The 26593-nt window shown below is 66.6% G+C and carries 23 protein-coding genes; 16 read left to right on the forward strand and 7 right to left on the reverse strand.

All coding sequences use genetic code 11. From position 1 onward, the window contains the following. The first annotated feature begins 43 nt into the window (after positions 1–43). Entirely contained in the window at positions 44–1273 is a 1230-nt protein-coding gene (manD, locus tag ACIGJD_RS01615; protein ID WP_483688003.1) for a D-mannonate dehydratase ManD, read from the forward strand. Between the two features lie 82 nt (positions 1274–1355). Further along, positions 1356–2180, forward strand: a complete 825-nt coding sequence (locus ACIGJD_RS01620) for a class I SAM-dependent methyltransferase (RefSeq protein ID WP_483688004.1) — start codon at positions 1356–1358, stop codon at positions 2178–2180. 32 nt (positions 2181–2212) lie between these two features. On the opposite strand, the gene ACIGJD_RS01625 is transcribed toward ACIGJD_RS01620, so the two are convergent. Beyond that, a complete protein-coding gene (locus tag ACIGJD_RS01625; protein WP_307309780.1) occupies positions 2213–2680 on the reverse strand; it encodes a MarR family winged helix-turn-helix transcriptional regulator in 468 nt (155 codons plus the stop codon). Positions 2681–2810: 130 nt separating this feature from the next. On the opposite strand from ACIGJD_RS01625, the gene ACIGJD_RS01630 reads away from it, so the two are divergent. From ACIGJD_RS01630 to ACIGJD_RS01670, 9 genes are all read left to right on the forward strand, one after another. Next, positions 2811–3752, forward strand: coding sequence for an SDR family NAD(P)-dependent oxidoreductase (locus tag ACIGJD_RS01630; protein ID WP_483688005.1), 942 nt, complete (start codon positions 2811–2813; stop codon positions 3750–3752). Between the two features lie 2 nt (positions 3753–3754). Then, positions 3755–4645: an amidohydrolase family protein gene (locus ACIGJD_RS01635; RefSeq protein WP_483688006.1), complete on the forward strand. Its 891-nt coding sequence runs from the start codon at positions 3755–3757 to the stop codon at positions 4643–4645. 1 nt (position 4646) lies between these two features. Next, positions 4647–5873 (forward strand): acyl-CoA dehydrogenase family protein, encoded by a 1227-nt coding sequence (locus tag ACIGJD_RS01640; RefSeq protein WP_483688007.1) that lies wholly within the window; start codon positions 4647–4649, stop codon positions 5871–5873. Between the two features lie 53 nt (positions 5874–5926). Then, positions 5927–6382: a MaoC family dehydratase gene (locus ACIGJD_RS01645; RefSeq protein ID WP_483688008.1), complete on the forward strand. Its 456-nt coding sequence runs from the start codon at positions 5927–5929 to the stop codon at positions 6380–6382. Between the two features lie 122 nt (positions 6383–6504). Beyond that, on the forward strand, positions 6505–7830 hold the full coding sequence (locus tag ACIGJD_RS01650) for an MFS transporter (RefSeq protein WP_483688009.1): 1326 nt from the start codon (positions 6505–6507) through the stop codon (positions 7828–7830). Between the two features lie 7 nt (positions 7831–7837). Next, on the forward strand, positions 7838–9400 hold the full coding sequence (locus ACIGJD_RS01655; RefSeq protein WP_483688010.1) for an acyl-CoA synthetase: 1563 nt from the start codon (positions 7838–7840) through the stop codon (positions 9398–9400). A gap of 110 nt (positions 9401–9510) precedes the next feature. Then, the gene (locus ACIGJD_RS01660; RefSeq protein ID WP_483688011.1) at positions 9511–10533 is read left to right on the forward strand and encodes a bile acid:sodium symporter family protein; all 1023 of its coding nucleotides are present in this window, start codon (positions 9511–9513) and stop codon (positions 10531–10533) included. A 124-nt stretch (positions 10534–10657) separates the two neighbouring features. Beyond that, positions 10658–13123 carry a molybdopterin oxidoreductase family protein gene (locus ACIGJD_RS01665; RefSeq protein WP_483688012.1) on the forward strand — a complete coding sequence of 822 codons (2466 nt, stop codon included), beginning with the start codon at positions 10658–10660 and terminating at the stop codon, positions 13121–13123. Beyond that, complete coding sequence (locus tag ACIGJD_RS01670; protein ID WP_142131448.1) at positions 13120–13602, forward strand: hypothetical protein; 483 nt, start codon at positions 13120–13122, stop codon at positions 13600–13602. Before ACIGJD_RS01665 ends, ACIGJD_RS01670 begins: the two co-directional genes overlap by 4 nt. Positions 13603–13647: 45 nt before the next feature. Here the strand turns inward: ACIGJD_RS01670 and ACIGJD_RS01675 are convergent, their stop codons facing one another. Both ACIGJD_RS01675 and ACIGJD_RS01680 read right to left on the reverse strand, forming a co-directional pair. Further along, positions 13648–14403, reverse strand: a complete 756-nt coding sequence (locus ACIGJD_RS01675; RefSeq protein WP_483688013.1) for a MerR family transcriptional regulator — start codon at positions 14401–14403, stop codon at positions 13648–13650. A gap of 78 nt (positions 14404–14481) precedes the next feature. Beyond that, entirely contained in the window at positions 14482–14781 is a 300-nt protein-coding gene (locus tag ACIGJD_RS01680) for a DUF4193 domain-containing protein (protein WP_141944270.1), read from the reverse strand. Positions 14782–14994: 213 nt separating this feature from the next. Between ACIGJD_RS01680 and ACIGJD_RS01685 the strand changes: the two genes are divergently transcribed. From ACIGJD_RS01685 to ACIGJD_RS01695, 3 genes are all read left to right on the forward strand, one after another. After that, complete coding sequence (locus ACIGJD_RS01685) at positions 14995–15765, forward strand: SDR family oxidoreductase (protein ID WP_483688014.1); 771 nt, start codon at positions 14995–14997, stop codon at positions 15763–15765. A gap of 8 nt (positions 15766–15773) precedes the next feature. Further along, entirely contained in the window at positions 15774–16844 is a 1071-nt protein-coding gene (locus ACIGJD_RS01690) for an L-idonate 5-dehydrogenase (protein WP_483688015.1), read from the forward strand. Between the two features lie 124 nt (positions 16845–16968). Then, positions 16969–18033, forward strand: a complete 1065-nt coding sequence (locus ACIGJD_RS01695; RefSeq protein WP_483688016.1) for a DMT family transporter — start codon at positions 16969–16971, stop codon at positions 18031–18033. Here ACIGJD_RS01695 and ACIGJD_RS01700 read toward each other — a convergent pair. From ACIGJD_RS01700 to ACIGJD_RS01710, 3 genes are all read right to left on the reverse strand, one after another. Continuing rightward, positions 17920–18216, reverse strand: a complete 297-nt coding sequence (locus ACIGJD_RS01700) for a DUF3040 domain-containing protein (RefSeq protein WP_483688017.1) — start codon at positions 18214–18216, stop codon at positions 17920–17922. The two genes, ACIGJD_RS01695 and ACIGJD_RS01700, sit on opposite strands and share 114 nt — an antisense overlap. 108 nt (positions 18217–18324) lie before the next feature. After that, a complete protein-coding gene (locus ACIGJD_RS01705; RefSeq protein WP_483688018.1) occupies positions 18325–18849 on the reverse strand; it encodes a DUF488 domain-containing protein in 525 nt (174 codons plus the stop codon). 105 nt (positions 18850–18954) lie between these two features. Beyond that, complete coding sequence (locus tag ACIGJD_RS01710) at positions 18955–19998, reverse strand: aldo/keto reductase (RefSeq protein ID WP_483688019.1); 1044 nt, start codon at positions 19996–19998, stop codon at positions 18955–18957. Positions 19999–20175: 177 nt separating this feature from the next. On the opposite strand from ACIGJD_RS01710, the gene ACIGJD_RS01715 reads away from it, so the two are divergent. Both ACIGJD_RS01715 and malQ read left to right on the forward strand, forming a co-directional pair. Further along, complete coding sequence (locus ACIGJD_RS01715) at positions 20176–20910, forward strand: ANTAR domain-containing protein (RefSeq protein WP_483688020.1); 735 nt, start codon at positions 20176–20178, stop codon at positions 20908–20910. 195 nt (positions 20911–21105) lie between these two features. Then, complete coding sequence (malQ, locus tag ACIGJD_RS01720; protein ID WP_483688021.1) at positions 21106–23328, forward strand: 4-alpha-glucanotransferase; 2223 nt, start codon at positions 21106–21108, stop codon at positions 23326–23328. An 84-nt stretch (positions 23329–23412) separates the two neighbouring features. Here the strand turns inward: malQ and ACIGJD_RS01725 are convergent, their stop codons facing one another. After that, entirely contained in the window at positions 23413–26571 is a 3159-nt protein-coding gene (locus ACIGJD_RS01725) for an alpha-amylase family glycosyl hydrolase (RefSeq protein ID WP_483688022.1), read from the reverse strand. Positions 26572–26593 lie beyond the last annotated feature (22 nt).

Raw genomic sequence — 26593 nt, forward strand, 5'->3', positions numbered from 1 at the left:
ACCTGCTTTCCCAATACCGACCATTCCGACCCGAAAGCCAGCCATGAAGATCATTGCCGCCGATGTGTTTGTGACCAGTCCGTCCCGGAATTTTGTGACGCTCCGGATTACGACGGAGGACGGGGTGACGGGGATTGGTGATGCGACCTTGAATGGGCGTGAGTTGGCTGTTGCCGCGTATTTGAAGGAGCACGTGGCGCAGTTGTTGATCGGGAAGGATCCGCACCGGATTGAGGATACGTGGCAGTTCCTGTACCGGTCTTCGTATTGGCGGCGGGGTCCGGTGACGATGGCGGCGATCGCGGCGGTGGATATGGCTCTTTGGGATATCAAGGGCAAGATCGCCGGGCTCCCGGTGTACCAGTTGCTCGGTGGGGCGTCGCGGAACGGGTTGCGGGCGTACGGGCATGCCTCGGGTGCGGATATTGAGTCGTTGTTTGATTCGGTGCGCGAGCATCTGGAGTTGGGGTATAAGTCGATCCGGATCCAGACGGCGGTGCCGGGGATCAAGGCGTTGTATGGGGTGGCTGCGCAGGCGCAGGCGTCGGGGGAGCGGTATGACTACGAACCGGCGGGGCGGGGTGCGTTTCCGGTGGAGGAGGACTGGGACACCAGGGCGTACCTGCGGCATTTGCCGTCGGTGTTTGAGGCGGTCCGGAATGAGTTTGGTCCGGAGATCCCGTTGCTGCATGACGGGCATCACCGGATGACGCCGATCCAGGCGGCGAAGCTGGGCAAGGCGTTGGAGCCGTATGACTTGTTCTGGTTGGAGGATTGCACGCCGGCGGAGAACCAGGAGGGGTTGCGCCTGGTGCGGCAGCACACCACCACGCCGTTGGCGATCGGGGAGGTCTTCAACACGGTGTGGGATTACCAGACGCTGATCAAGGAACAGCTGATCGATTACGTCCGGGCCGCGTCCACGCATTTTGGCGGGATTTCGCCGTTGAAGAAGGTGATGGATTTCGCTGCGCAGTACCAGATCAAATCCGGGTTCCATGGGCCGACGGATATTTCCCCGGTGGGGTTCGCGGCGCAGCTGCATGTGGGGTTGGCAATCCATAACTACGGCATCCAGGAGTACATGCAGCACTCGGTGAAGACCAACGAGGTTTTTGAGCAGTCCATGACGTTCGTGGACGGGTACCTGCACCCGGGCGACAATCCCGGCATCGGGGTCGAGTTCAACGAAGAAGCCGCCAACGCCTACCCGTACCAGCAGGCCTACCTGCCCTACAACCGCCTCGTCGACGGCACCGTCCACGACTGGTAACACAAGCCACTGACCGGCAACCAAGCCACCACCGGCGGGGTTCCCGTTGACCCTTGGGGCCAGCCGGTGTGAGGATGGCGCCATGAATGAGGTTTCGGCCTTTTACACCGGCCCCGGCCAGCTTTTGGCGGCCATCAGTTCTGCCCTGGATGCGGCCGGCGTGGACCGTACAGAGCTGCGGCCACCCGACCTCGCTGCTGTCGACGAATTCCACATCCGTGGACGCAGGGCCACGCTGGAAATCATCGAAGCACTCGCCCTAACTGCGGACTCCCAAGTGCTCGATCTCGGCAGCGGATTGGGCGGCCCTGCCCGGACGCTCGCCGAGGTGACGGGGTGCACGGTGACAGGGGTGGACCTGACACCGGAGTTCTGCCAGGTAGCGACGTCGCTTTCGGAGTGGACAGGATTGTCCCGCCGCACCCGCTTCCACGTTGGGGACGCCACAGCCACGGGCCTTACGGACGAATCCATGGATGCCGCGATGACGGTGCACGTGGCGATGAACATCCGGGACAAACATGCGCTGTATGCCGAGGCTTTCCGGGTCCTGCGGCCGGGCGGCAGGTTCGTGGTTTACGACGTGCTGCAGGGTGAAGGTGGTGACATCCACTATCCGGTGCCGTGGGCCGCCGACCCCTCGACAAGCTTCCCCGCAACCCTGGAAGACATGCGCCAACTCCTCCCCGCGGCAGGCTTCGATGTCAGCTCAGAGGTCGACTCATCCGACGGGAGCCTGGCCTGGTTCCAGCACATGCGTGCCAAAATGCAGCGGGAGGGGCCACCACCGGTTACCTTCGCGACCTTCCTCGGCGACAGCTACGCGCAGATGACGGCCAACCAGGTGGCCAACCTCGCCGAACGACGCATCCGGACCGTTATGTTTACCTGCTCAAGGCCAGCCTGACGGCTCGTAAAGGCCCCGAAATCCAACCCCGCCTACTCCGCCGCACCCCACAGTGCCTTGCGGAGCAGCCGCTTCAACTCCTGCGACTCCTCCCCAGACAGCACGGCCAGCTGATTCAGTTCCGCAGCATCCATGGCAGCGCGGGCCTTGGCGTGCATCTTCCGCCCCTCCGCGGTGGACACGATGATCTTGGCGCGGCGGTCCTGCTTTCCCTGCGCGCGCTCCACCAGGCCGCGGTGCTCCAGGTCATCCACCAGGGTGACCACCTGGCTGGGGTCCAAGCTGAGGAAGTCGGCCAGTTCCCGCTGGGTAGGCTCCAGCCCGCTGCACGCCAACGTGAGGACCGAAAACGAGCGCTCCCTCAGCCCGAAGTCGGCCAGTGCCTTGTTGTTCAGCACAGAGCCCGCGGCATGCAGTTTGGCGAGCAGCAAGCCCACATCGCTGCCGATCCTGGCCGCAGCAAGGCGGGGGGTCTGAACTTCGGTGCCCAAGGTGGCCATCACAACTCCGGTGTAAAAAACAATCGTTGACTTTTTCAATGATCCGTAATTTCATTGATTTCAACAAGGATCTCACACCGCAGTGGGACCACCCCAACGGCTTCGGCCGGCGCATGCGAAGGAGCAGGCCATGAGCTTGAACGGCAAGGTTGCAATCGTCACCGGCAGCGGGCAGGGCCTCGGGCTCGCGTACGCACGGGAACTGGCCCGCCAGGGTGCCGCCGTCGTCATCAATGACGTGAACGCCGACACGGCCGCGCAGGCCGTCGCCCAGATCGAGGCCGACGGCGGCCGCGCCACCGCTGTGGTGGTTCCCGTAGGAACAACAGACGCAGCGAAGGCCCTGGTGGCCGGCGCCGTGGACACCTTCGGCCGGCTGGACATCCTGGTCACCAACGCCGGGATCCTGCGGGACAAGTCCCTGCTGAAGATGACGGACGAGGACTTCGACCTGGTGATCAACGTCCACCTCAAGGGTACGTTCACCTGCGTCCGCGAGGCCTACGCCTACTTCAAGGAACACAACATCCAGGGCCGCATCATCACCATCGGTTCACCCACCGGCCAGCGCGGCAACTTCGGCCAGACCAACTACGCCGCCGCCAAGGCCGGCATCGTAGGCATGGTCCGCACCTGGGCGCTGGAAATGAAGAAGGCCGGCGTAACGGTCAACAGCGTCATCCCCGTCGCCGCCACCGCCATGACCAAGACCGTGCCCTACTTCCAGAAAGCCGTGGAAGCGGACGAGCGCGGCGAGGCCATGCCATCCTTCTTCCGCCACGACCTGGGCTTTGGAACGGCCGACGACGTCTCCGGACTGGTTGCCTACCTCGCCTCCGAGGAGGCAGCCAACATCACCGGCCAAGCCATCGGAGCCGGCGGTGACCGGCTCCAGGTCTGGACCCACCCCGAGGCCGCCACCACCGAGTACCGCGAGGGCGGCTGGAGCTACGAGGCGCTGCAGGAAAACGCGGGGAAGCTGTTCACTGCCGAAACCCTCCAGACCTACGGCGAGGAATTCCTCCCGCTGCCGGAGGACCTGAAGCCCGCACAGCCCGCCGAGGCCCGCTGACCATGGCGGACCGCTACGAACTGGGCATCGACCCGGCAAAACTCGATGCCATCGACATGCACGTCCACCTCGAGGTGGACAGCTGCGGCCACGGCTCCCTGCCGGAGGAACTGACCGAAGCCTCGGCCAAGTACTTCAAGGCCGAGGACCGCACCCCGTCCCTGGACCGCATCGCCGAGGTGTACCGCGAACTGAACATGGCCGCCGTCGTGTTCACCGTGGACGCACGCACCCAGCTCAAGCACGAGCCCAACAGCATCCCCGAGCTCATCGCCGGGGCCGCTCGGAACAACGACGTCCTGATTCCGTTCGGCAGCGTGGATCCGCGCACCGGCGAGGACGCCGTTGCCGGCGCCAAGCACCAGGCCATCGAACTCGGTGCGCGCGGCTTCAAGTTCCACCCCTCGCTGCAGGGCTTCGACCCCTCCAGCGAACGCTTCTACCCGCTGTGGGAGACGCTGCAGGAACTCGGCCTGCCCGCCATCTTCCACACCGGCCAGAACGGCATGGGCGCGGGCCTTCCCGGCGGCTTCGGCATCAAGCTGGCCTACTCCAACCCCCTGCTGCTGGACGCTGTGGCCGCGGACTTCCCAGGCCTGCAGATCATCATGGCCCACCCCTCGGTGCCATGGCAGGACGAGGCCAATTCCATCGCCACGCATAAGGCCAACGTGTTCATCGACCTCTCCGGCTGGTCGCCCAAATACTTCCCCGAGTCCCTGGTAAAGGCCTCCAACTCCTACCTGCAGGACAAGGTGCTGTTCGGCACCGACTTCCCGCTGATCACCCCGCAAAAGTGGCTCGGCGCCTTCGCCGAACTGCCGCTAAAGGACGAGGTCCGGCCGAAGATCCTCAAGGAAAACGCGGTCCGCCTCCTCGGGCTGGGGGGCTGAGATGGGAACCACGACGGCGGAACGCGCCGTGGATGCCCGGCTGTACCAGGCATCGGACTGGTACGACGCCGAGTCCCTCCTCACGCCGGAGGAGCGCCGGGTGCTCGCGCGGCTGCGCAGCTTCCTCGACTCCGAAGCCAAGCCCCTGCTGGCCGAGTACTGGGAACGCGGGGAGTTTCCGGAGCAGCTGGCCCGGCCGCTGATCGACCTGGACCTGATGGAACCCGCCGAACTCGCTGGCGCCGCGGGTGCAGAACGCAGCCCGGCCCGCGGGATCTACCAGGGCTTCCGGATCTTCGAGCTTGCCCGCACGGACGCCTCGCTTGCCACCTGGTACACCGCCCAGGCCGGCCTGTTCCGGACAGCCATCCGCATTGGTGCCTCGGCGGAACAGCAGGCCGAATGGATGCCCAAAGTCATCGATTTCTCGCTCAAAGGCGTCTTCTCGCTGACCGAACCCGAGTCCGGATCGGACATCGCCGGCGGACTCTCCACCACAGCCAGGCGCGAGGCCGACGGAAGCTGGGTCCTGGACGGCGCCAAGCGCTGGATCGGCGGCGCGGCCACCGCGGACGTCCTCGCGGTATTCGCCCGGGACACCGCCGACGGGCAGGTTAAGGCCTTCCTGGTGGCGCGCACAGCCGACGGCGTCAGCCTGGAGAAGATCCACGGCAAGACCTCGCTGCGGATGATGCAGAACGCCCACATCACCCTCACCGGCGTCCGCGTCCCCGAGGCCATGCGCCTGCACAACGTGAACTCCTTCCGGGATGTGGCGGCAATGCTCCGGGCCATGCGCTCGGACGTGGCCTGGATCGCCACCGGCATCGCCGCGGGCGCCTTCGAGGCGGCCCTCGCATACGTCAACGAACGCCGGCAGTTCGGCCGGACCCTCGGGTCCTTCCAGCTGGTCCAGGAGAAACTGGCCCGCATGCTCGGCAACGTCACCGCCAGCCTCTCCCTGGTGGTCCGGCTTACCGAGCAGCAGGCAAAAGGCATCTACCGCGACCAGGACTCCGCCCTGGCCAAGATGCAAACGTCCCTGTTCATGCGCGACACCGTAGCCCTGGCCCGCGAAGTGGTGGGCGGCAACGGCATCACCCTGGCAGCCGACGTCGCGCGTTTCCACGCCGACGCCGAAGCCGTCTACTCCTACGAGGGCACCCACGAGATCAACGCCCTCATCATCGGCCGCGCCCTCACCGGCGAAAGTGCCTTCACACGCTAAGCCCTGCAACACCTGCACAGCACCACAACCACACACCCATCCAGGAGGCAAAGATGCCCAATCTCGTGGTCGATTTCGACACCCTGCTCACCCTGTCCGGCAAGGACCTCGGCACCACCGACTACCGCCAGATCACCCAGGACCAGATCAACCTGTTCGCGGACGCCACCGATGACCAGCAGTGGATCCACACCGACCCCGAACGCGCCAAGGAGGGCCCGTTCGGCGCCCCTATCGCCCACGGCTTCCTCACGCTCTCCCTGATCATCCCGTTCTGGGGCGAGCTGTTCGACGTCGAAGGCGTTACCACCAAGGTGAACTACGGCCTGGACAAGGTCCGCTTCACCTCTCCGGTGAAGGTGGGCTCCAAGGTCCGCATGCAGGCCACCATCGCCGACGTCACCGAGGTCAAGGGCGGCGCCCAGATCAAGGTCAACGCCACCATCGAAATCGAAGGCCAGGAACGCCCGGCCGTCGTCGCCGAATTCCTGGCCCGCTTCTACAAGTAGCCCGCTTCTACAAGTAAGCCGCTCCTAGAAGGATCAACAGTTCCCACCCCAGGCGGCGCCCTCCGGCGCCGCCGCCTCAGGCAACCCCAAAACCCCACATTCCTCCGTCTTTAGGAACAGCCATGTCCGGACACACCACGCTCGCACCCGCGGGCACGGCCGCCAAGCGCAAGGAAGCGCGCACGGTCATCCTGTCCAGCTATCTGGGCAGCACCATCGAGTTCTACGACTTCCTGCTCTACGCCACGGCCGCAGCAGTGGCCTTCCCCAAGGTCTTCTTCGCCGGCACGGATGAATGGGTGGGCGTCGTCGCCGCCTACGCCACCTTTGCTGCCGGGTACGTGGCCAGGCCGCTGGGCGGGATGATCTTTGGCCACTTCGGCGACAAGGTGGGCCGCAAGGGGATGTTGATCATCTCCATGGCCATGATGGGCATCGCGTCCACCCTCATTGGCCTGATCCCCGGTTCGAGTGTGATCGGACCTTGGGGCGCCGTCATCCTGGTGCTCCTGCGGGTCTGCCAGGGCATCGCCGTCGGCGGTGAATGGGGCGGGGCCGCGCTCATGGCGCTGGAACACTCGGACCCGAAACGGCGCGGCTTCGCGGCGTCGTTCGTCAACGCCGGGGCGCCCACCGGCGCCGTGCTGGGCACCCTGGTGATGGGCGCCTTCTCGGCCCTGCCGCAGGACGCCTTCCTGGCCTGGGGCTGGCGCGTGCCGTTCCTGCTGTCCTTCGTGCTCCTCATCGTGGGCATGTTCGTCCGCCTCCGGGTTTCCGAAAGCCCTATCTTCGCCGAGGCCGTGGCCAAGGAAGAAGCACAGGGCGCCAAGCGCAAGATCCCGCTGCTGGACGTGCTCCGCCGGCCCAAGGCACTAATCATGATCATGTTCGCCGGCGCGGCTGGGTTCGGCCTGCAGGTGGTGCTGCCCACGTTCTCGGTGACCTACGCCGTCTCCAAGGGTGCACCGCAGCAGGGGGTGCTCTACGCCTTCGCCGGAGCCTCGGCCATCTCCATCGTTTTCGTCCTGCTGGGCGGCCGCCTTTCGGACCGTTTCGGGCGCCGGCCGGTGATGATCGCCGGCCTGGCACTGTTCATCGCCTATCTCTTCCCCATGTTCGGCATGCTCGGTTCCGGCAACGTGGGGATGGTTTTCGTGGCCTTCACCGTGGCGCTGATCCTGCACTCAAGCCTCTACGGACCGCTGGCCGCGTTCGTGTCCGAACAGTTCGGCACCACCTCCCGCTACACCGGCGCCGCGGTGGGCTACCAGCTGGCCACCCTCATCGGCGCAGGCTTCACCCCGGGCATCATCGCCGGGCTCTACAAGGATTCCGGCCAGAACATCCTCCCGGTGGTGGTGTTCCTGTCCGTCATGGCCCTCGTCTCGATTGTCTTCATCGCCCTGACGCGGGAATCTAAGAACAACGACCTCACCACGGTCCGTTAGGAGAACCATGGACAACAACGGAGTTGGTTCCTGGCTGCACCGGCGCCGCCGGAAATCAGGTGCCAAGACGGCCCTCGTGTCCGGAACCGGCACCCTGAGCTACGAAGAGCTCGCCGAACGGGCCGACCGTTTGGCCAACGCCCTCCGGGACAGGGGAGTGGCGAAGGGAGGCCGGGTGGCTTACTTGGGGGAGAACCATCCTTCCTTCGTGGAGACGTTCTTCGCCTGCGGCCTCCTGGGTGCCATCTTCGTGCCGCTCAACACCCGGCTCGCACCACCGGAACTCCAGTTCCAGCTGCAGGATTCCGGTGCCAGGCTCCTGGTCAACGCCGGCGGACTTGAGGCGCAAGCCGCCGCCGCCGTGCAGGAGACTGCGGTGACCCACCGCTTCGTCATAGCGCCCGACGGCGGGACGGAACCTCCCACAGCGGCCGCACCGGCCGCCGTCGAACGCCAAGCCGTGCCTGAAAGCTACGAGGAGGCACTGCAGGCGGCAGCGCCGGACCATCCCGATGTGCCGGTGAGCCATGACGATGCGGCAATGATCCTCTATACCTCCGGGACCACGGGCAAGCCCAAGGGTGCGTTGCTGACCCATGGGAACATCACCTGGAACTGCATCAACACCATCGTGGACGTGGACGTCAACCGCAACGACGTGGCGCTGATGATCTCGCCGCTGTTCCATGTGGCATCCCTGGACATGGGCCTGCTCCCGATGCTCCTGAAGGGCGCCACCGTGGTCCTTGAAGCCAAGTTCGATCCCGCCAAGGCTTTGGAACTGATCCAGGAACACAAGGTCACCTCCCTCAACGGGGTGCCCACCACGTTCCAGCTGCTCTGCGAGCATCCGGGCTGGGCGGCTGCAGACCTCGGCTCGCTGGACAAGCTGACCTGCGGCGGATCGGCCATACCCCGGCGTGTCCTGGACGCGTACGAGGACCGCGGCATCGGCTTCACCAGCTGCTACGGCATGACCGAAACAGCCCCCGGCGTCACCATGCTGCCCGTGGAACGGTCCCGGGACAAGGCCGGCTCGGCAGGACTGCCCCACTTCTTCACTGACGTCCGCATTGCCGATCCCATGGGCGGCGCGGTGGCCCAGGGCGAGGTGGGGGAAATCCAGATCTCCGGCCCCAACGTCATCAAGGAGTACTGGAACCGGCCGGAAGCCACAGCCGGCAGTTACGCGGACGGCGCCTGGTTCCGCTCGGGCGACATGGGCTACCGGGATGAGGAAGGCTTCCTGTTCGTCTCGGACCGGCTCAAGGACATGATCATTTCCGGCGGCGAGAATATCTACCCGGCCGAGGTGGAAGCCGTCATCTCGGAGCACAGCGCCGTGGGCAGCGTGGCCGTGATCGGCGTCAGCGACGATAAGTGGGGCGAGGTGCCGCAGGCCATCGTGACCCTGCGTGAGGGTGAATCGCTGACTGCGGAGGAGCTGCGCGGCTTCCTGGACGGCCGACTGGCGCGCTACAAGATTCCCAAGTCGTTGGTGGTGGTGGCGGACATGCCGCGTACGGCCAGCGGCAAGATCCGGAAGACGGAGCTTCGGCGGCAGCTCTGACGCAGTGATCCCCGCGGCCCCAACGTTGAGGGGTCGTGGGGATTCCGCCGTTGTTACCGTTCACGGTCATCAATTGGCGGAATCCTATAGGACAGTGCCACCATTATTGGATGCTTGAGGCAACTAAACCCCAGAATTCGGACGGGACACCCGTCAACCCCGCGCTCGAAGCGGAAAGCAAAATCGCCCGCATCGCGGTGACCGTATTCCCCATCCTGGTGGTTGTCGCAGGCATTATTGGCTTCCTGCTCCCCGGAGTCTTCAAGCCCATCGCGCCCAGCGTGCCGTACCTGCTGGGCATCATCATGTTCTGCATGGGTTTGACCCTGACACCGCCTGACTTCGCCGCCGTGGCCAAGCGCCCGTGGGCCGTGGCGCTGGGAATCGTGGCGCACTACATCATCATGCCCGGCGCCGGCTGGCTGATCGCCGGGGCCCTCAACCTTGAGCCGGAGCTGGCCGTCGGGGTCATCCTGGTGGGCTGCGCGCCTTCCGGAACCGCCTCCAACGTGATGGCCTTCCTGGCCAAGGGCGATGTTGCGCTCTCCGTGGCAGTTGCCTCCGTTTCCACCCTGATCGCCCCGATCGTCACCCCGCTGCTGGTCCTGTTCCTGGCAGGTTCCTACCTCCAGATCGACGCCGCCGGCATGGTGGGGGACATCGTCAAGACCGTGCTGCTGCCGGTGATCGCCGGCCTCCTTGCCCGGCTGTTCCTCAAGAAGCTCGTCGCGAAGGTGCTGCCGGCACTGCCGTGGGCGTCCGCCGTCGTAATCTCCCTGATCGTGGCCATCGTGGTGGCCGGCAGCGCCAGCAAGATCATCAGCGCCGGGGCCATCGTGTTCCTCGCCGTGGTGCTGCACAACGGCTTCGGGCTGGGCCTGGGCTACCTGGCCGGCAAGCTGGGCCGCCTGGACGACAAGGCCCGCCGGGCCCTCGCCTTCGAGGTGGGCATGCAGAATTCCGGCCTTGCCGCGACCCTGGCCACCGCGCACTTCACCCCGCTGGCAGCCCTCCCGTCCGCCGTCTTCTCGCTGTGGCACAACGTCTCCGGCGCCATCGTGGCTGCCTGGCTGGCGCGGCGTCCGCTGCAGGACAAGCCTGCCAACGCGCTGTCGCCGGCCAAACAGGCCTGACCAGCACCGCCTCTCCCAGCCGGCACAAAAACCCCTGTTACCAGCGGCCCCTCCTGGGTACAGGAACCGGTAGGGACAACGTCGTTTCGACGCTGCCCGCCGGTTCCGGACAGGAGATGGACAGATGGCTCGGATTGACCGAATAGCTGAACCATGGGGGACAAGGACGCCGTACGGCAGCGGCGGTGATTGGCCGGTCAGGGTGGACACCCACCTGGCCGAGGGGGTGGCCGCGGAGGATGTGGATCGGTGGGTCCAGACGGCGTCGCTCCTCCACTCCAACGGTGATGCCATGGATATCGCCGTCAAGGACAACAGGATCGTCGGGGTGCGGGGACGCGCCGTGGACCGCGTCAACCACGGCCGCCTGGGCCCCAAGGACCTGTACGGGTGGCAGGCCAACGCCTCCCCGGACCGGCTCACCAAGCCCCTCATCCGCGAGGGCGGCAAACTGGTGGAGACGGACTGGGACACCGCTATGCAGCGCATCGTGGATAGGTCCAAGGCGCTGCTGGCCGAACAGGGGCCCAGTGCACTCGGCTTCTACACCACGGGGCAGCTCTTCTCCGAGGAGTACTACACCCTGGGCGCGATTGCGCACGGCGGGATCGGCACCAACCACGTGGACGGCAATACCAGGCTGTGCACGGCCACCGCGGGTGAGGCGCTGAAGGAATCGTTCGGCTGCGACGGCCAGCCCGGCTCCTACACGGACGTTGACCACGCTGACGTGATCGCCCTTTACGGGCATAACGTGGCGGAGACCCAAACCGTCCTGTGGACCAGGATGCTGGACCGCCTCGCCGGGCCCAACCCACCCAAGATCATCTGCGTGGACCCCCGCATGACACCCGTGGCCAAGGCCGCCACGCTGCACCTGGCCCCACGGCCGGGCACCAACGTGGCGCTGATGAACGGCATCCTGCACGAGATCATCTCCAACGGCTGGGTGGACCAGGAGTACATCCAGGCGCACACGGTGGGGTTCTCCGAGCTTGAAAAAGAGGTCAAGAACTACCCGCCGGCCCTGGTGGCGGAGATCTGCGGTGTTCCGGCGCAGCAGATCCAGGAGGCGGCCAGCATCATCGGCCACGCGGAGCGACTGCTGTCCACCGTCCTGCAGGGCTTCTACCAGTCCAACCAGGCCACCGCCGCCGCGGTCCAGGTCAACAACGTGCACATCATCCGCGGCATGCTGGGCAAGCCCGGCTGCGGCATCCTGCAGATGAACGGCCAGCCCACGGCGGAAAACACCCGCGAGTGCGGGGCCGACGGCGACCTGGCCGCCTTCCGGAACTGGTCCAACGATGCGCACATCAAGGACCTGGCACGCGTCTGGAACATCGACCCCATGTCCATCCCGCACTACTCCCCGCCCACCCACGTCATGCAGATGATGCGATATGTGGAGGACGGCTCCATCCGGATGCTGTGGGTCAGCGGCACCAACCCGGCGGTCTCGCTGCCCGAGCTGGCACGTATCCGCGGCATCCTGGAACAGGAGCGGCTGTTCCTGGTGGTGCAGGACATCTTCCTGTCCGAGACCGCCCAGCTCGCGGACGTTGTGCTCCCCGCGGCCACGTGGGGTGAGAAGACGGGGACCTTCACCAACGTGGACCGCACCGTCCACCTTTCGGAGAAGGCCGTGGACCCGCCAGGGGAGGCCCGCCCGGACCTGGCGATCTTCATCGACTACGCCCACAGGATGGGCCTGCAGGACAAGGACGGTCAGCCGCTGATCAAGTGGCATGATCCCGAGTCCGCCTTTGAGGCCTGGAAGGAATGCACCCGCGGGCGGCCCTGCGACTACACGGGCATCACCTATGAAAAGCTGCGGGGCGGCTCGGGCATCCAGTGGCCGTGCAACGAGGAGAACCCGGACGGCACGGAGCGGATCTATGCCGACGGGAAGTTCTGGGCGCACCCGGAGTACTGCGAGACCTACGGCCGTGACCTCATCACCGGCGCGCCCGTGGACCCGTCCGAGTACAAAGCCCTCAACCCGGAGGGCAAAGCCATCATCAAGGCCGCCGAGTACATGCCGCCGCACGAGCTGCCCAGCCAGGACTTTCCGCTCCAGCTCATCACCGGCCGCACGCTCTACCAGTTCCACACCCGCACCAAGACGGGCAGGGCACCTGAGCTTCAGGCAGCCGCGCCTGACGTTTGGGTTGAGTTGTCAGCGGACGACGCCGGCGCTTACGGGATTTCCGAGGGGGACCTTGCGGAAGTGGAGACACCCCGCGGTTCCGTCCGTGCCAAGGTGCGGATCAGCGGCATCCGCAGCGGGGTGCTGTTCCTGCCCTTCCATTACGGCTACTGGGACACCGACGGCGGCCATCAGCCGGACGGGGCAGGGCGGGCCGCGAACGAGCTGACCATCACCGACTGGGATGCAGCATCCAAGCAGCCCATTTTCAAGACGGCGGCGGCACGCATCACCAGGGTTTCCGCCGGCGATGGTCCGTCATTGGCGCCCACCACCACAGCCTCGGCTCCCGTTGGTAGCTTCCCGGAGGAAGCCGCGACGAAGGGCATCCCGTCCGCGATGGCCGATGAGGCTCCGGAGATGGCAGGAGGCGCACGATGAAATTCGGGCTTGTACTTGAGGAAATGCACCGCTCCGAGAACGATCTGGCGCACCACCTGCTGACCATCTCGGAGCGGCACAAGGTGGACCATGAGATTTACCATCTGGCCCGGGACCTGGCGCGCTGGTCCCAGCAACACGTGCGGGACATCGCGGCCATGGGCAAGAACTACGGCCTGGACCTGGATCCTGAACCGCGCGGCGAAATGGGGCTGATGGAAACCATTCGCGAAAAGGGCAGCGAGATGGTGGGCCGGCGCCCCGAAACCGGCATGCTGCTGCTGCGTGATCTGCGGGAGCTCTACCTGAAGGCCTGCGGGGTATCGGCGGACTGGGAACTGCTGGCCCAGGCAGCCCAAGGGAAGAAGGACAAGGACCTCCTCGCCTTGGCCGAGAAGTGCCACCCCCAGACCATCCGCCAGATGAAGTGGGCCAACGGCAAGCTGAAGGAGTCTGCCACGCAGGTGCTGGTCAGCTAGGGAAGCCTGCCAGTCCGGCAACCCAGCCAGCCAGGGCAGCAGCCCTCAGCCGGCGTCGCGTGCAGCCTGCAAATGCGTCATCAGTGCCTGCAGCTGGCCGGCAGTCCACGGCAGGGCCTGGCTGAGTTGGACGCTGTTGTCATTCCACATGGCCCGGGCGGCCGCTTTGGTACCCTCGCTGCCGTGGAACCGGGAGCCCAGTTCGTCCCAGCGGCGCACCAGATCCCTTGCCTCGGGGCTGCCGGCGGGGATCCCGCCGTCGACCTGGCGAAGGCCTTCCTCCACCAGGCCGACCCACTCTGTCCGAGTCTCGTCCGTTGCCTCCTGGCCCAGCAGGCTGCGCCGCTCGTCGAGTTCCCGGCGCTGGTCCTCGGTGAAGTAGTTCTCAAACATGCTCATCCTCTCCAAAACGGTCATGAAGCCAGCGGAGGCATTAGCCGCAGTGCCGTTGAGGCGCTCGAGCAGATCCCTGATGGTCCGCTGGAGCTCTTCCAGCTGCAGGACCTGCCCGGCCAGGGCATCGAGCTGCCGCCGCAACAGCCTTTGCAGGGCGTCCGGACCTGTGCCGGCACCGTCCAGCACCGTGGCGATGTCACCCAGTGGCACACCCAGGCTCCGCAGCGTCCGGATGCCGTAGAGCCGCCGGAGGTCCCGCTCTGTATAGCGGCGGTGCCCTGCGCCGGTCCGGGTGCTTGCCTGGAGCAGCCCTATGCTGTCGTAGTGGTGCAGCGCCCTGACGGTTACGCCCGTGGCCGCGGACAGCTCACCGGTACTCCAGCGGGGTTCTTCCAGTTCCTCCATACCGCAACCGTAGGACCTGACGCGGCGTCAGGTGCAAGCGGGGTCAAATGCTGGGGCCCGCATTCGCGAAAGGCCCTGCTAGCCCTCACATTCCTTGCAGTACTTCTTGCCGTCCTTCTCCCGCGCCAACTGGCTGCGGTGGTGGACCAGGAAGCAGGACATACAGGTGAATTCGTCTGCCTGCACCGGGACCACCTGAATGAGGAGTTCCTCGTTGGAGAGGTCTGCGCCGGGCAGCTCAAAGCTGTCCGCGAGGTCCGTTTCGTCCAGGTCGGGAGCAGCCTCCCGGCGGCCGGACTTATCGGACTTCAGCTCCTCCAGGGCGACATTCGGCTCTTCCTCGGGAGTCACCCGCGGAGCGTCGTAGTCAACTGACATGTGGTGTGTTCTCCTGTCCAGGATTTCCGTGCCCAGATTGTTCTGAACAGATCGACAACGCCGGACGGGCGCAACTAATTCCCGGTTCCCTGGGTGCGGGTTGCAGGCACAATTGCCACCGAAAGCGCCATCGACCCACCAGGACCGTTCTAATTAACCCAGGGGTACCTGCGCAGCAGATGCTGAACGACCACGACAGGAAGTAGCCACAACATGACAGGGCTTTTTGATCTCACCGGGCGGGTTGCCCTGGTGACGGGTTCGAGCCGGGGAATCGGTTCGGCCTTGGCGCGGGCATTGGCGGAGGCCGGTGCCAAGGTGGTGCTGAACGGTGTGAACGGGGAGCGGCTCAAGGCTGCTGAAGACGCGCTGGCCCAGGAATTCCCGCCGGGCCGCATCCACAGCGTCGCCTTCGACGTGACTGATGACCACGCTGCGGCCCGGAGCATCCTGTGGGTCGAGGAGAACGTGGGTCCGCTGGAGATCCTGGTGAACAACGCCGGCATCCAGCACCGGGTGCCCATGCTGGATCTGGACGTCGCGGACTGGGAACGCGTCCTCTCCACTGACCTCACCAGTGCCTTCCTGGTGGGCCGGGAAGCGGCCCGGCACATGATCGGCCGCGGCCGGGGCAAGATCATCAACATCTGCTCGGTCCAGACGGATCTGGCCCGCCCCACGATCGCCCCGTACATCGCGGCTAAGGGCGGGTTGCGGAACCTCACGCGTGCCATGACGGCAGAGTGGGCCGCATCAGGGCTGCAGATCAATGCGGTTGCGCCGGGCTACATCCACACCGAGATGACGCAGAACCTGGTGGACGACGAGGACTTCAACTCCTGGATCCTGGGCCGGACGCCAGCGCACCGCTGGGGCACGGTGGAGGACCTGGCCGGTCCTGTGGTGTGGCTGGCCTCTGACGGCTCCAACTTCGTGAACGGACAAACCATCTTCATCGATGGCGGAATGACGGTGGTGGTCTAGTGGCTGCAATGACTGAAGAACTCCCGGCAACCGGCCCGGCCTTGGTGGCGCACGCCGCCGGTGACCTGCGCATCGACGAGGTGCCGCTGCCCCAACCGGAGTCCGATGAAGCTGTGGTGGAGGTCCGGTACGGCGGCATCTGCGGGTCGGACCTGCACTACTGGCTGCACGGCGCCGCGGGGGAGTCCATCCTCAAGGCGCCGCTGGTCCTGGGCCACGAGATCTCCGGCGTGGTGGTGCGCCCGGCAGCCAACGGTGCGGGCCCCCAAGCCGGCACCGGCGTCGCTGTCCACCCCGCAACGCCGGGCCCCGGCGCTGCGAAATATCCGGCCGACCGGCCCAACCTCTCACCGGGATGCACCTATCTGGGCAGCGCCGCCCGCTACCCGCACACGGACGGCGCCTTCAGCCGGTACGTCACCCTGCCGGTGCGGATGCTCCGGCCCCTTCCGGAGGGCATGAACCTCCGCACGGCGGCGCTGATCGAGCCTGCATCGGTCGCCTGGCACGGAGTCTCCCGCGCCGGCTCCGTCCGCGGAAAGACCGCGCTGGTCATCGGCGCCGGCCCCATCGGGGCCCTCGCCGTTGCCGTCCTGAAGCGTTCCGGCGCCGCCCGGATCACCGCCGTCGACCTCCATCCCAAGCCGCTGGAGATCGCCACGGCCGTCGGCGCGGACCAGGTCATCAACGCTGCGGACACCGCAGCGATCGCCGCCGTGGAGGCCGACGTCGTGATCGAATCTTCCGGCAACCATCACGGACTTGCCTCGGCCATCCGAGGCGCCGTGCGCGGCGGCACCGTGGTGATGGTGGGGCTGCTGCCCACCGGCGGGCAGCCGGTGCCCATTTCGCTGGCAATCACCCGCGAATTGGACCTGAAAGGCTCGTTCCGGTTCAACAACGAGATCGATGACGTGATCGCCGCCCTCGCCGACGGCTCCTTGCACATCAGCCCCATCGTCACCCATGAATTCCCGCTTGCCGACGCCCTGCGCGCCTTCGAGGTAGCGAAGGATTCCACCATCTCCGGCAAGGTGCTGCTCAGCTTCGGCCAAACGGCGAAGGTCCAGAGCGGGTAGCCGCCGTGGCTCTAACTGGGAGTAGGTAGACTGGCCGCGTGGCCAGGAAGAGCCTCTACAACAACTGCAGCTCCAAGGCAGACCTGGTAGCCAGGTTCACCGCCGGGCATCTGCTGGCTGCCCTGTGAGCAGCACCCAAGGCCACTCGAAGGTTCAGCTCCAGGGTGCCCTGGCCGTGGTGGCCGCGTCGGTCCTCTGGGGCACCACCGGGACCGCCGCCACCTTCGCCCCCGCCGTGAGCCCGCTGGCTATCGGCGCCGTTGCCATGGGGCTCGGCGGGCTGCTGCAGAGTCTGTACGCCGCACGGCACATCAGGATCCAGGCCGGCAGCCTGTTTGAGCGGTGGCGCCTCGTTTCGCTGGGCGCCGTGGCGGTGGCCGTGTATCCGCTGGCCTTCTACAGCTCCATGCACCTGTCCGGAGTGGCCGTGGGCACCGTAGTCTCGATCGGATCGGCCCCGGTGGCGGCCGCCCTCATCGAACGCTTCGCGGACCGGAAACCACTGAGCCGGCAATGGATTTTGGGGGCCCTGCTGGGAGTGGGCGGGGCAGTCCTCCTGTCCCTGGCTGGGCACGCCTCGGCAGGACCAGGCCTGGGCGCCGATCCATGGACCTCGACGGCGGGCATCCTCCTGGGGCTGCTGGCCGGAACCACCTATGCACTGTATTCCTGGGCAGCGCACCGGCTGACCGGCCAGGGTCTCACCGCCAGGGCCGCCATGGGGGCGGTCTTCGGCGTGGGCGGGCTCCTCCTGATGCCGGTCCTCGCGCTGACCGGCGCTCCGCTGCTGGAGTCCTGGCGCAGCGTCGGCGTGGGCGCCTACATGGCCGCAGTCCCGATGTTCGCCGGGTATCTCCTGTTCGGCTGGGGGCTGGCCCGGGTCGGGGCGAGCACGGCCACCAGCATCTCCCTGCTCGAAACCGTGGTGGCTGCCGTCCTGGCGGTGCTGGTGGTGGGCGAACGCCTTCCGGCACTTGGCTGGCTTGGCGCCGCCGTCGTACTGGCCAGCCTGTTCATCCTTACGCCGCGGCCGAAAAGGCCCCGCCCGGCACCGGCGCGCGCCGCGTCAAAGTTCTCAGCCGGTGGGCTGGCGTCCGGCGCTGCGGGCCAGCACGGTGGGGCCCAGCAGCAGGCAGGCGCCCAGCCCCAGCAGCAAAATTCCCAGCACCACCGCGCCGGGCGCCGGTAGCCCTGCCCCGGCAAGAATGAGCACAACGCCGATCAGCGCCGCTGCCATTCCAGGAAGCAGGCCGGAGGGGAAACGGCGCGCGGGATAACCGGACAACAGTTCCATGGCCAGATGGGGATCATCCGCGATGAGTCCCAGTTCCAGCTCCTTGAGCAGGCGTCGCTCCTCATCTGACATCGGCATGGTGGGCCCCTGCTTCCCTGGGAGGCGGTATCGGTATCGACCGTAGGAGCGTTCTACCGGTTAGTCAATAGCTCCAGTGCCACTATGGCCGGGGCCGCCGCGACGGTGTCACCCGGCCACGTCGTAGCGCAGTTCGTGTTCCAGTACCCGCACGCCCTTGGTGGGAACGTGCGGCACCGCCTTTCCGGGCGGCATCAGGTGCTCAACGGGCAGGCCGGCCAGCAGGAGGCAGTGGTCGGAGATGAGACGGCGGTGGCAGCGCCACCAGAGGGTTTCGCTGCACATGATCGCGGTCCGCGCCGCCTGGGAGCCGGCAACGAGTTCTTCAGCAGCGGCCAGGAAGTCCCCGGTGCGCATATAGCTTGCATAGGCGCGGAACGACTCATTGCGGAGGGCCGTATCAGGGGAGTCCGGGGGCAGCTTTCGGAACCCGCCCAGCCGTTTCTCCCAGCGGTAACCGATGCCCGCAGTGGGCAGCCATTCCGCCATCAGGTCCTTGCCGAAGTGCGGATGCTTGCGGCTGCCCGGCCCAATCCGCACGTCCACCAGCGACGTCACCCCCGCGCTCCTCAGCAGCGCCGTGAAGTCCGCCTGGGAGGAGGTACCGTGACCTACCGTGAACAGCGTTTCCATCCCGGCCATCATAGGCAGGCCGGTGGGGTGGGCTTAGGTGGGGTACGACGGCGGCCCGCGGCTTCCCCGGTTGTCCCCACCTTGGATACGGCCCCGGAAAGCCGGCTACCGCCGTCGTAATTCCGCGAACTCGATGGACGGGACAATGGCGCCCGCATCCCGCTCCACGAAGTTGGTGCCCGGCGGCACCAGGTCGTCGATGGCGTCCAGGACGGACTCGCCCAGCCGGACGTCCGCGGCGCGGAGGTAGGCGGAAAGGTGTTCCTCGCTGCGCGGGCCGATGATCACGCTGCTGATGGCGGGATGGGTCAGGGCAAAGCCCACGGCCAGGTCCACCAGGGACAGTTCCAGCTTGTCCGCCAGCCGGGCCAACGAGTCCGCGGCAAGCAGTTTCCGCTCGCTGGAGGGCCCGGAGATGTCGTACCGGCCCGGAAGCGTGTGGACCCGGGTGGGCGGCTGGCCGGATTCCAGGACGAAGCTGCCGGAGAGCCAGCCACCCGCCAGCGGGCCGTAGGCAAGAACCCCCAGCCCGTACTGCTGGGCAATGGGCAGGACGTCCCGCTCGTTGCCGCGGACCAGCATGGAGTACGGGACCTGGTTGCCCAGTGGCGGGATCAGGTGGTTGGTGGTAGCCAGCCACTGTGCCTCCACAAGCTGCGCGGGGGTGAACACCGAGGTGCCGTAGTAGAGGATCTTGCCCTGGCGAATCAGGTCATTGAGGGTGGTGATGGTTTCCAGGACGTCGGTGTTGTAGTCCGGCCGGTGCGCCTGGTAGAGATCGATCCGGTCTGTCTGGAGCCGGCGCAGGCTGCCCTCCACGGCCTGGGTGATCCAGCGCCGGGAGTTCCCGGAGTGCGCCGGATTGAGGCTCATCTGGCCATGGAACTTGGTGGCCAGGAAGACGTCGTCCCGGCGGCCGCGGAGCGCCCGGCCCACCACCTGTTCAGACTCGCCCTGGGAGTAGACGTCCGCTGTGTCGATCGCCGTGATGCCGGCGTCCAGCGCGGCATGGATGATGCGGATGCTCTCATCCGCGCCGGTCGGGGCGCTGTGGCTGCCGGTTCCTTCGCCGAAGTTCATGGTGCCCAGGGTGAGGGGACTGATGGGGGTTCCCGACCTGCCGAACACCCGCAGTTCGCTGAGGCTCATCCGCGGTCTCCTCCATCTGGTTGCCATGCCTTGGGTCGTCACGACGCTACACAGATTCCGCAGGCCGCTGCAGAATGCCGCCTTAGTCCTTCGCTTTTCGTCGCATGGAGTAACCAGGGCCGCCGGAATGACGTTTTGTGGCGCCCAAACAGCCGCCGACAGCGCTTATATTGAGGCATGAGTACCCCTACAAGTGGTGATGAGTTCGTCCAACTGCACGACCTCATCATTGGCAGCAGCAACGTTGCCGGCTTCCTGACTGAGCTCTCCACGGTTGCCGCTTCAACGCTCAGCGATACGGCCGGTGTCTTCATCGAGTGCGGGGTGACGCTACGCCGCCGCAAACGCACCGCCACCATTGCCGGCAGCAGTGAACGCGCAGCCGTGCTGGACAAGCTGGAGCAGGCGCTGGGGGACGGGCCCTGCATCGCGTCACTGGACGCCATGAAGCCGATGGTCCTGTCCGACGTGCACACTGATACGCGCTGGCCCGCTTACCAGGAGGTGCTGGCCCAGAACGGTTGCCGCAGCGCGCTGGGAGTTCCGCTGGCCCTCGATGAACACCAGGCGGCCGCCCTGAACTTCTTTGCAGCGGAGCCGGATGTGTTTGGCCCCGGAGTCGTCCGCCGGGCGGAAGGGTTCGCGGACCTTGCCGGCCGGGCACTGCGGTTGGCGCTGCGGATCGCGGACGCCCAGAACCTGGCCGATGACCTCAAGGCCGCCATGGCAAGCCGCACCACCATCGACATGGCGTGCGGGGTGATCATGGCACAGAACCGGTGTTCCCAGGAGGAAGCCATGGCCCTCCTCACCAAGGCGTCCAGCCACCGGAACCAGAAGCTGCGGGACCTGGCCGGCGAGATCATTGGCCGCGTCAGCGACGGCGCGGTGAACACGCACTTCGATCCGTAATTCGCTGCACCTGTCCCGACCCGTCTGTCCCGACCTGCGTGCACCTGTCCCGACCCGCCTGCATGCAGCCCGGGTTTCGCCTCTGAGCAGCCCTGCAATAATCTGAACCAACGGTTGTGCATGGGGTGACACTGCCCGGGTACAACAACAGCAGCACTGTAAGTTCCGGGACCATCACAGACGAGGCGGACACCCATGACGGCTTCAGACCAGCAGCACGCACCACGGCCAGCTATGCCCGCCGACCCTCCCGCCGCTGCCCCTGAACCCGTGGATCCGCACCTGCTGCAGCAACTGGCCGACGCGCACGGCGTGGGCACCTCCTTCCAGGGCTGGGACGGGCTCCCGCATTCCGTTGCGGAATCGACGTTGGTCAAGGTGCTAGCCGCCCTGGGCGTTGACGCCCACACCAACCGGCACATCGAGGCTGCCCTGGCCGAGGCGGATCTTGCGCCCTGGCGGCGGATGCTGCCGCCCGCCGTCGTCATCAAACAGGGCGAGCCCGCGCAGGTTCCGGTTCACGTCCGGGACGGGGCCACAACCCGCCTGACCATCACCCTTGAAGGGGGCGCAGGGTCCCGGGAGGCCCTCCACCAGGACGTCTGGGTGCAGCCCCGGGAGGTGGACGGTGTTTCCACGGGACGTGCCACGTTCTCCCTTCCCGAGGACCTGCCGTTGGGCTGGCACACCCTCCACGCGGAGTCGGAGGGCGCCACTTCCACTGCAACCCTGGTGGTGACGCCCGCGCGGCTGGCCACTGCCAAGCCGCTGGAGGAGCGTCGCGGCTGGGGCCTGGCCACGCAGTTGTACTCCGTCCGCTCAAAACGGTCGTGGGGCATCGGTGACTTCGCCGACCTGGCGGACCTGGCCGCCATCAGTGGGGCCCGCGGCGCCGACTACGTCCTGGTCAACCCGCTGCACGCGGCGGAGCCGGTTCCGCCGGTCCAGCCCTCGCCCTACTCGCCGTCCACCCGGCGGTTCTTCAACCCGCTGTACATCCGCATCGAAGCCGTCCCGGAACTGGCCTACCTGCGCCCACGGAAAAGGGCGGCGCTGGAAAAACTCCACGAGGAAGTGGCAGGGTTGAACAAGGAAGGCGCCCGGCTGGACCGCGACGCGGTGTACGCGGCGAAGCTGCAGGCGCTGGAGATGCTCTACCACACCCGCCGATCACCGGCCAGGCAGGCCGCCTTCGATGAGTTCTGCCGCCTCTCCGGCAAGGGGCTGGAGGATTTTGCCCTCTGGTCAGCCATCCGGGAGGACCTCCCGCCGGGCGACCCGCTCTGGAAGGACCCTGCGTATGCCATCGGCACACCGGAGGCGGAAGCGCTCCGGGAGAAGCTGGCGGACCGTATAGGGTTCCACCGCTGGCTGCAATGGATCTGCGATGAGCAGCTGGAGAACGCCCAGCGCACCGCGCTGCAGTCCGGAATGCGCCTCGGCGTGGTGCACGACCTCGCCGTCGGCGTGGACCACAGCAGCGCCGATGCCTGGACGCTGCGCGGCGCGCTGGCCCCGGACACCAGCGTGGGCGCCCCGCCGGACATGTACAACCAGCAGGGCCAGGACTGGGGGCAGCCGCCATGGCACCCCACCCGGCTGGCGGAGGCCGGCTACCAGCCGTTCCGCAACATGCTGGCCAACGTGCTCCGGCACGCCGGCGGCATCCGGGTGGACCACATCCTGGGCTTGTTCCGGCTGTGGTGGATTCCCATGGGGAACGCCCCGGGAGACGGTGCCTATGTCCGCTACGACCACGAGGCTCTGATCGGCATCCTTGCCCTTGAGGCACACCGGGCCGGTGCCGTGGTGATCGGCGAGGACCTGGGCACCTTCGAGCCGTGGGTGCGTGATTACCTGGCGGCACGCGGCATCCTGGGCACGTCCATCCTGTGGTTTGAGTACGACGGCGATTCACCCCTTGCGCCGGAAAAGTACCGCACGCAGGCGCTGGCCAGCGTGAACACCCACGACCTCCCGCCCACGGCTGGCTACCTTGCCGGGGACCACGTGGGGCTCCGGAGCCGGCTGGGGCTGCTGGAACGCTCCGAGTCCGAAGAGCGGGCGGAGCACAATGCATCGCTGGAGAAGATGTTCGCCCTGCTGCGGGAGCGCGGTTACCTTGCCGAGGGCAGTGCCATTGACGGGGCCCGGCCCACAACCGAGGAGCACACCATCGAGGCGCTGCATCTCCTGCTGGCCCAGGCGCCGTCGGTGCTGCTGGGTGTGGCCTTGGTGGACGCGGTGGGGGAGCGGCGGGTCCAAAACCAGCCCGGCACCACGGAGGAGCTGTACCCCAACTGGCAGGTTCCGCTCGGCGGCCCGGACGGAAGGCCGGTCTACCTCGATGACCTTCCCGGCAACAAACGGTTCAATTCCCTGCTCGCGGCGGTCGAGGGAGCAATGCACCGCCGATAATTGGCACCGCCCCTAACCGGACATGAAAAAGCCGTGGCCCCGCCGCTCCTGGAAGCGGCGGGGCCACGGTTTTCGTTTCCGGGGCTAACCCCGGCCCGCGGTGATCACGTGCGTGAAGTGGTCGTACCGGAAGGTGACCGGGCCGCCGTCGTGCTCAAAGGCGATGTTGGCGCCCGGGGATGCCCCGCCCGCCCCGTAGCTCACGTCCCATGACTTGTTCAGCGCGGCCTTGAACTCGTAGCTTCCCGCCGGCAGGTCCGGGACCGTCAGCTTCCAGACCAGGTCCGCCGGATCCAGCACCAGCTGGGCCTGCGTGCAGGAGGGCTCCCAGTCGCTTGCGCAGCCGAGCTCGCTGTCCATGCTTCCCGCTGCCGCCACCGCGGCCGGTTGCTGCGACGCGTACACGGCGCTGAGCACGTGCGTGCTGTTGTCGTAGCGGAAAGTGACGCGGCCGCCGGGATGGTCCAGCACAATGTTCTGGCCGTTGAGCTGGCCGTCCGCGCCGTAGTTCTCGTCCCAGCCGCCGTTGAGCGCAGCCTTGTACTCATACTTCCCGGCCGGCAGGTCTACGGTCAGCCGCCAGATCCGGTCCGCCGGGTCCAGCACCATCTTCGCCTGCGGGCAGGCCGGGTCCCATTGCGCGCTGCACCCCAGTGCCTGGTTGAGCGAGCCGGCAACGGTCACTGAGTCGGGCTGGGGCGCCTGGCCCACCGTGACGGTCCTGGTTTCGCTGGTGACGCTGAAGCCGGCGCCCGCCATGGCAGCCCGGTACTGGACTTTGGTGCCGTCGGCGAGCCCGGTTACGTCATCGATTGCCGTGTACACGGGCGACGACGAGTCGCTGCCCACCGCGGCCCAGTCCCCACCGTTGACGCTGCGCTCGAAGGACACCACATGGCTGGCCTTCTCCGGATCGGCGGTGGCGCTCAGCTCGACCTTGCCCTCCACGCTGCTGCCCTCGGTGGGCTTCTGCAGGGTCAGGACGGGCGCCGGGACGCTTGCCGATTGGCTCTGGCTCGTGGCAGTATGCCCGCCGTTGTCCAGCACGGTGGCGCGGTACTCCAGCGGAGTGCCTGCGTCCAGTGCCGCCACGTCGTGGAAGACCTGGTACGGCGCGGTGTCGTCGGTACCGATCTGCTGCCACTGTCCGCCTGCCGTCCTTGCTTCAAAGGTGACCTCGTAGAACGAAGTACCGTCGACGTCGGCCGTCACGTTGATGCGCCCGTTGTCACCCTGGGCGGCGGCCGGCTGCTGCAGGGCGACGGCGGGGGCTGCTTTGGAGTGCGGGATCCGGCCGGAGGATTCGTAGACGACGGCGGAGAGCGGCGGCACGGTGACGGCCAGTTTGGTGTCGTCTGACGTCTTCACCTCGTCTGCGCCCTGGCCATAGATGCGGGTGTAGCTGCGCTTGGCGATGTAGGTGGGAACCTGCGCCGTCTGCGGCTGGGCGCTGTTGTTCAGGGCCACCACGTATTCGCGCTGGTCCTGCGCGTCGGTGCGGGAGAAGGCGTAAATGCCCGGCCCGTCTGAGGCGTAGCGGTGCTGGTGGGCGCCGTTGCGCAGTGCCGGGTGCTCCTTGGTGAGGGTAGCCAGCTCCTTGATCTTGGCATACAGGGGGTGGCCCGGGTTGAAGTTGTCGGTGGCGTGGGTGGCGTCCGTGCCCAGCAGGTCGTCGTCAAGGTACTCGGGCACCTTGCTGGCGAAGAGGGTCTGACGCGCGTCCTGGTCGCCGCCCGGTCCGGTGAAGCCCTGCTCGTCGCCGTAGTAGACCACCGGGTTGCCGCGGGAGAAGTACATCAGCTCGTGGGCCAGTTCATCCCGGGCCACCTTCTCGGCATCGGTGGCGGCAGGGTTGTCCTGGGCAATGAAGCTGCCGATGCGGCCCATGTCGTGGTTGCCCAGGAAGGTGGGCAGCTCGTAAACGTTGGAGTCGGCGTCGGTATACCAGTCATCACCCGCGAAGAAGGTCTGCAGCGCCCGGGCGTCCTGGCTCTTGGAGGCGAAGTTGCGGGCGGCGTCCTGGAAGGGGAAGTCCAGGACCGCCTGCATCTTGTTGCGGGTGGTGAACTGCGAGGTGAAGCTCTTGCTGGTGTCGAAGACCTCGCCGAACATGAAGAATTCGTCCTTGCCGTGTTCCTTGGCGTAGCTGAGGACATTGGGGCCGAATTCCTGCCAGAACTCGTTGTTGACATGCTTCATGGTGTCGATCCGGAAACCGTCCACGCCGAAGTCGCCGATCCAGGACTTGTAGATGTCCTCCATGCCGTGCACCACTTTCGGGTTCTCGGTGAAGAGGTCGTCCAGGCCGTAGAAGTCCCCGTACATGGAGTCCTCGCCAGTGAAGGTGGTGTCGCCGCGGTTGTGGTAGAGCGTGGGGTCGTTCAGCCAGGCGGGAACCTTGAGGTTTTCTTCTCCGGGGGCCAGGACCGGCTTGTAGGGGAATGAGGTGTTCGCGTCCAGCTTCGGGAAGGTTCCGGTGCCGGCATAGTCGCGGTCGTCGAACGCTTCGCCGGAGGCCGTCTTGTAGGGGACGGCGTCCTTTGACACGTAGCCCTTGCGGTCGCCTTCCTGGTAGCCGATAACGTCCGCTGTGTGGTTGGTGATGATGTCGAAGTACACCTTCATGCCGCGGGCATGGGCCTCGTCAATTAGGCCCTTGAGTTCGTCATTGGTGCCAAGGTGCGGATCGATTTGGGTGAAGTCGGTGACCCAGTAGCCGTGGTAGCCGGCCGACTTGTCCTCCGGCTGGACTGCCTTGTTCTTGAAGCTGGGGGTCAGCCAGATCGACGTGGTGCCGAGGCCCTGGATGTAGTCGATCTTGCTGCGCAGGCCGGCCAGGTCACCGCCGTTGTAGAAGCCCTTCTTGGTGGGGTCGAAGCCTGAAACCATGGGGTCGGGGCCAAGGCCGCCCTGGTCGTTGGCGGTGCTGCCGTTGCTGAACCGGTCCGCCATGACGAAGTAGAAGTTCTCGTCAGTTACCGGGCCGCGGAGCGAGTGGAGGCCGGACCCGGACCTGTTGTCTTTTGTGCCGGCGCTGTCGGAGCCGGGGCCGTTCGGGCCTGGCGCGGCATGGGCCGGGAGGACTGCAGCGGAGAGTGCGACGGCGGCTGCCAGGAGGCCGGCTGCCGATCGGACGGCGGTGGTACGGCCGAGGGTTCGCCGGCCGGGGACGGGTTGTGGTCCTGCGGGCTTTGCCGGCAGTTGGGCGCGTGGGGGCGCGCCCGGAGGGGTGCGGAATAACAAGGGTGAGACCTTCCTGGGAAGC

The sequence above is a fragment of the Arthrobacter sp. E1SS-5 genome, assembly GCF_057073715.1.

What these genes read in the sequence shown, in the direction of transcription:
- ACIGJD_RS01685 (WP_483688014.1), top strand. Translation starts at nt 14,995, where the DNA reads ATGACAGGGCTTTTTGATCTCACCGGGCGGGTTGCCCTGGTGACGGGT.
- ACIGJD_RS01715 (WP_483688020.1), top strand. Translation starts at nt 20,176, where the DNA reads ATGAGTACCCCTACAAGTGGTGATGAGTTCGTCCAACTGCACGACCTC.
- manD (WP_483688003.1), top strand. Translation starts at nt 44, where the DNA reads ATGAAGATCATTGCCGCCGATGTGTTTGTGACCAGTCCGTCCCGGAAT.
- ACIGJD_RS01700 (WP_483688017.1), bottom strand. Translation starts at nt 18,216, where the DNA reads ATGCCGATGTCAGATGAGGAGCGACGCCTGCTCAAGGAGCTGGAACTG.
- ACIGJD_RS01670 (WP_142131448.1), top strand. Translation starts at nt 13,120, where the DNA reads ATGAAATTCGGGCTTGTACTTGAGGAAATGCACCGCTCCGAGAACGAT.
- ACIGJD_RS01660 (WP_483688011.1), top strand. Translation starts at nt 9,511, where the DNA reads ATGCTTGAGGCAACTAAACCCCAGAATTCGGACGGGACACCCGTCAAC.
- ACIGJD_RS01630 (WP_483688005.1), top strand. Translation starts at nt 2,811, where the DNA reads ATGAGCTTGAACGGCAAGGTTGCAATCGTCACCGGCAGCGGGCAGGGC.
- ACIGJD_RS01640 (WP_483688007.1), top strand. Translation starts at nt 4,647, where the DNA reads ATGGGAACCACGACGGCGGAACGCGCCGTGGATGCCCGGCTGTACCAG.
- ACIGJD_RS01665 (WP_483688012.1), top strand. Translation starts at nt 10,658, where the DNA reads ATGGCTCGGATTGACCGAATAGCTGAACCATGGGGGACAAGGACGCCG.
- ACIGJD_RS01710 (WP_483688019.1), bottom strand. Translation starts at nt 19,998, where the DNA reads ATGAGCCTCAGCGAACTGCGGGTGTTCGGCAGGTCGGGAACCCCCATC.
- ACIGJD_RS01625 (WP_307309780.1), bottom strand. Translation starts at nt 2,680, where the DNA reads ATGGCCACCTTGGGCACCGAAGTTCAGACCCCCCGCCTTGCTGCGGCC.
- ACIGJD_RS01635 (WP_483688006.1), top strand. Translation starts at nt 3,755, where the DNA reads ATGGCGGACCGCTACGAACTGGGCATCGACCCGGCAAAACTCGATGCC.
- ACIGJD_RS01675 (WP_483688013.1), bottom strand. Translation starts at nt 14,403, where the DNA reads ATGGAGGAACTGGAAGAACCCCGCTGGAGTACCGGTGAGCTGTCCGCG.
- ACIGJD_RS01650 (WP_483688009.1), top strand. Translation starts at nt 6,505, where the DNA reads ATGTCCGGACACACCACGCTCGCACCCGCGGGCACGGCCGCCAAGCGC.
- ACIGJD_RS01620 (WP_483688004.1), top strand. Translation starts at nt 1,356, where the DNA reads ATGAATGAGGTTTCGGCCTTTTACACCGGCCCCGGCCAGCTTTTGGCG.
- ACIGJD_RS01655 (WP_483688010.1), top strand. Translation starts at nt 7,838, where the DNA reads ATGGACAACAACGGAGTTGGTTCCTGGCTGCACCGGCGCCGCCGGAAA.
- malQ (WP_483688021.1), top strand. Translation starts at nt 21,106, where the DNA reads ATGACGGCTTCAGACCAGCAGCACGCACCACGGCCAGCTATGCCCGCC.
- ACIGJD_RS01680 (WP_141944270.1), bottom strand. Translation starts at nt 14,781, where the DNA reads ATGTCAGTTGACTACGACGCTCCGCGGGTGACTCCCGAGGAAGAGCCG.
- ACIGJD_RS01705 (WP_483688018.1), bottom strand. Translation starts at nt 18,849, where the DNA reads ATGGAAACGCTGTTCACGGTAGGTCACGGTACCTCCTCCCAGGCGGAC.
- ACIGJD_RS01645 (WP_483688008.1), top strand. Translation starts at nt 5,927, where the DNA reads ATGCCCAATCTCGTGGTCGATTTCGACACCCTGCTCACCCTGTCCGGC.
- ACIGJD_RS01690 (WP_483688015.1), top strand. Translation starts at nt 15,774, where the DNA reads ATGACTGAAGAACTCCCGGCAACCGGCCCGGCCTTGGTGGCGCACGCC.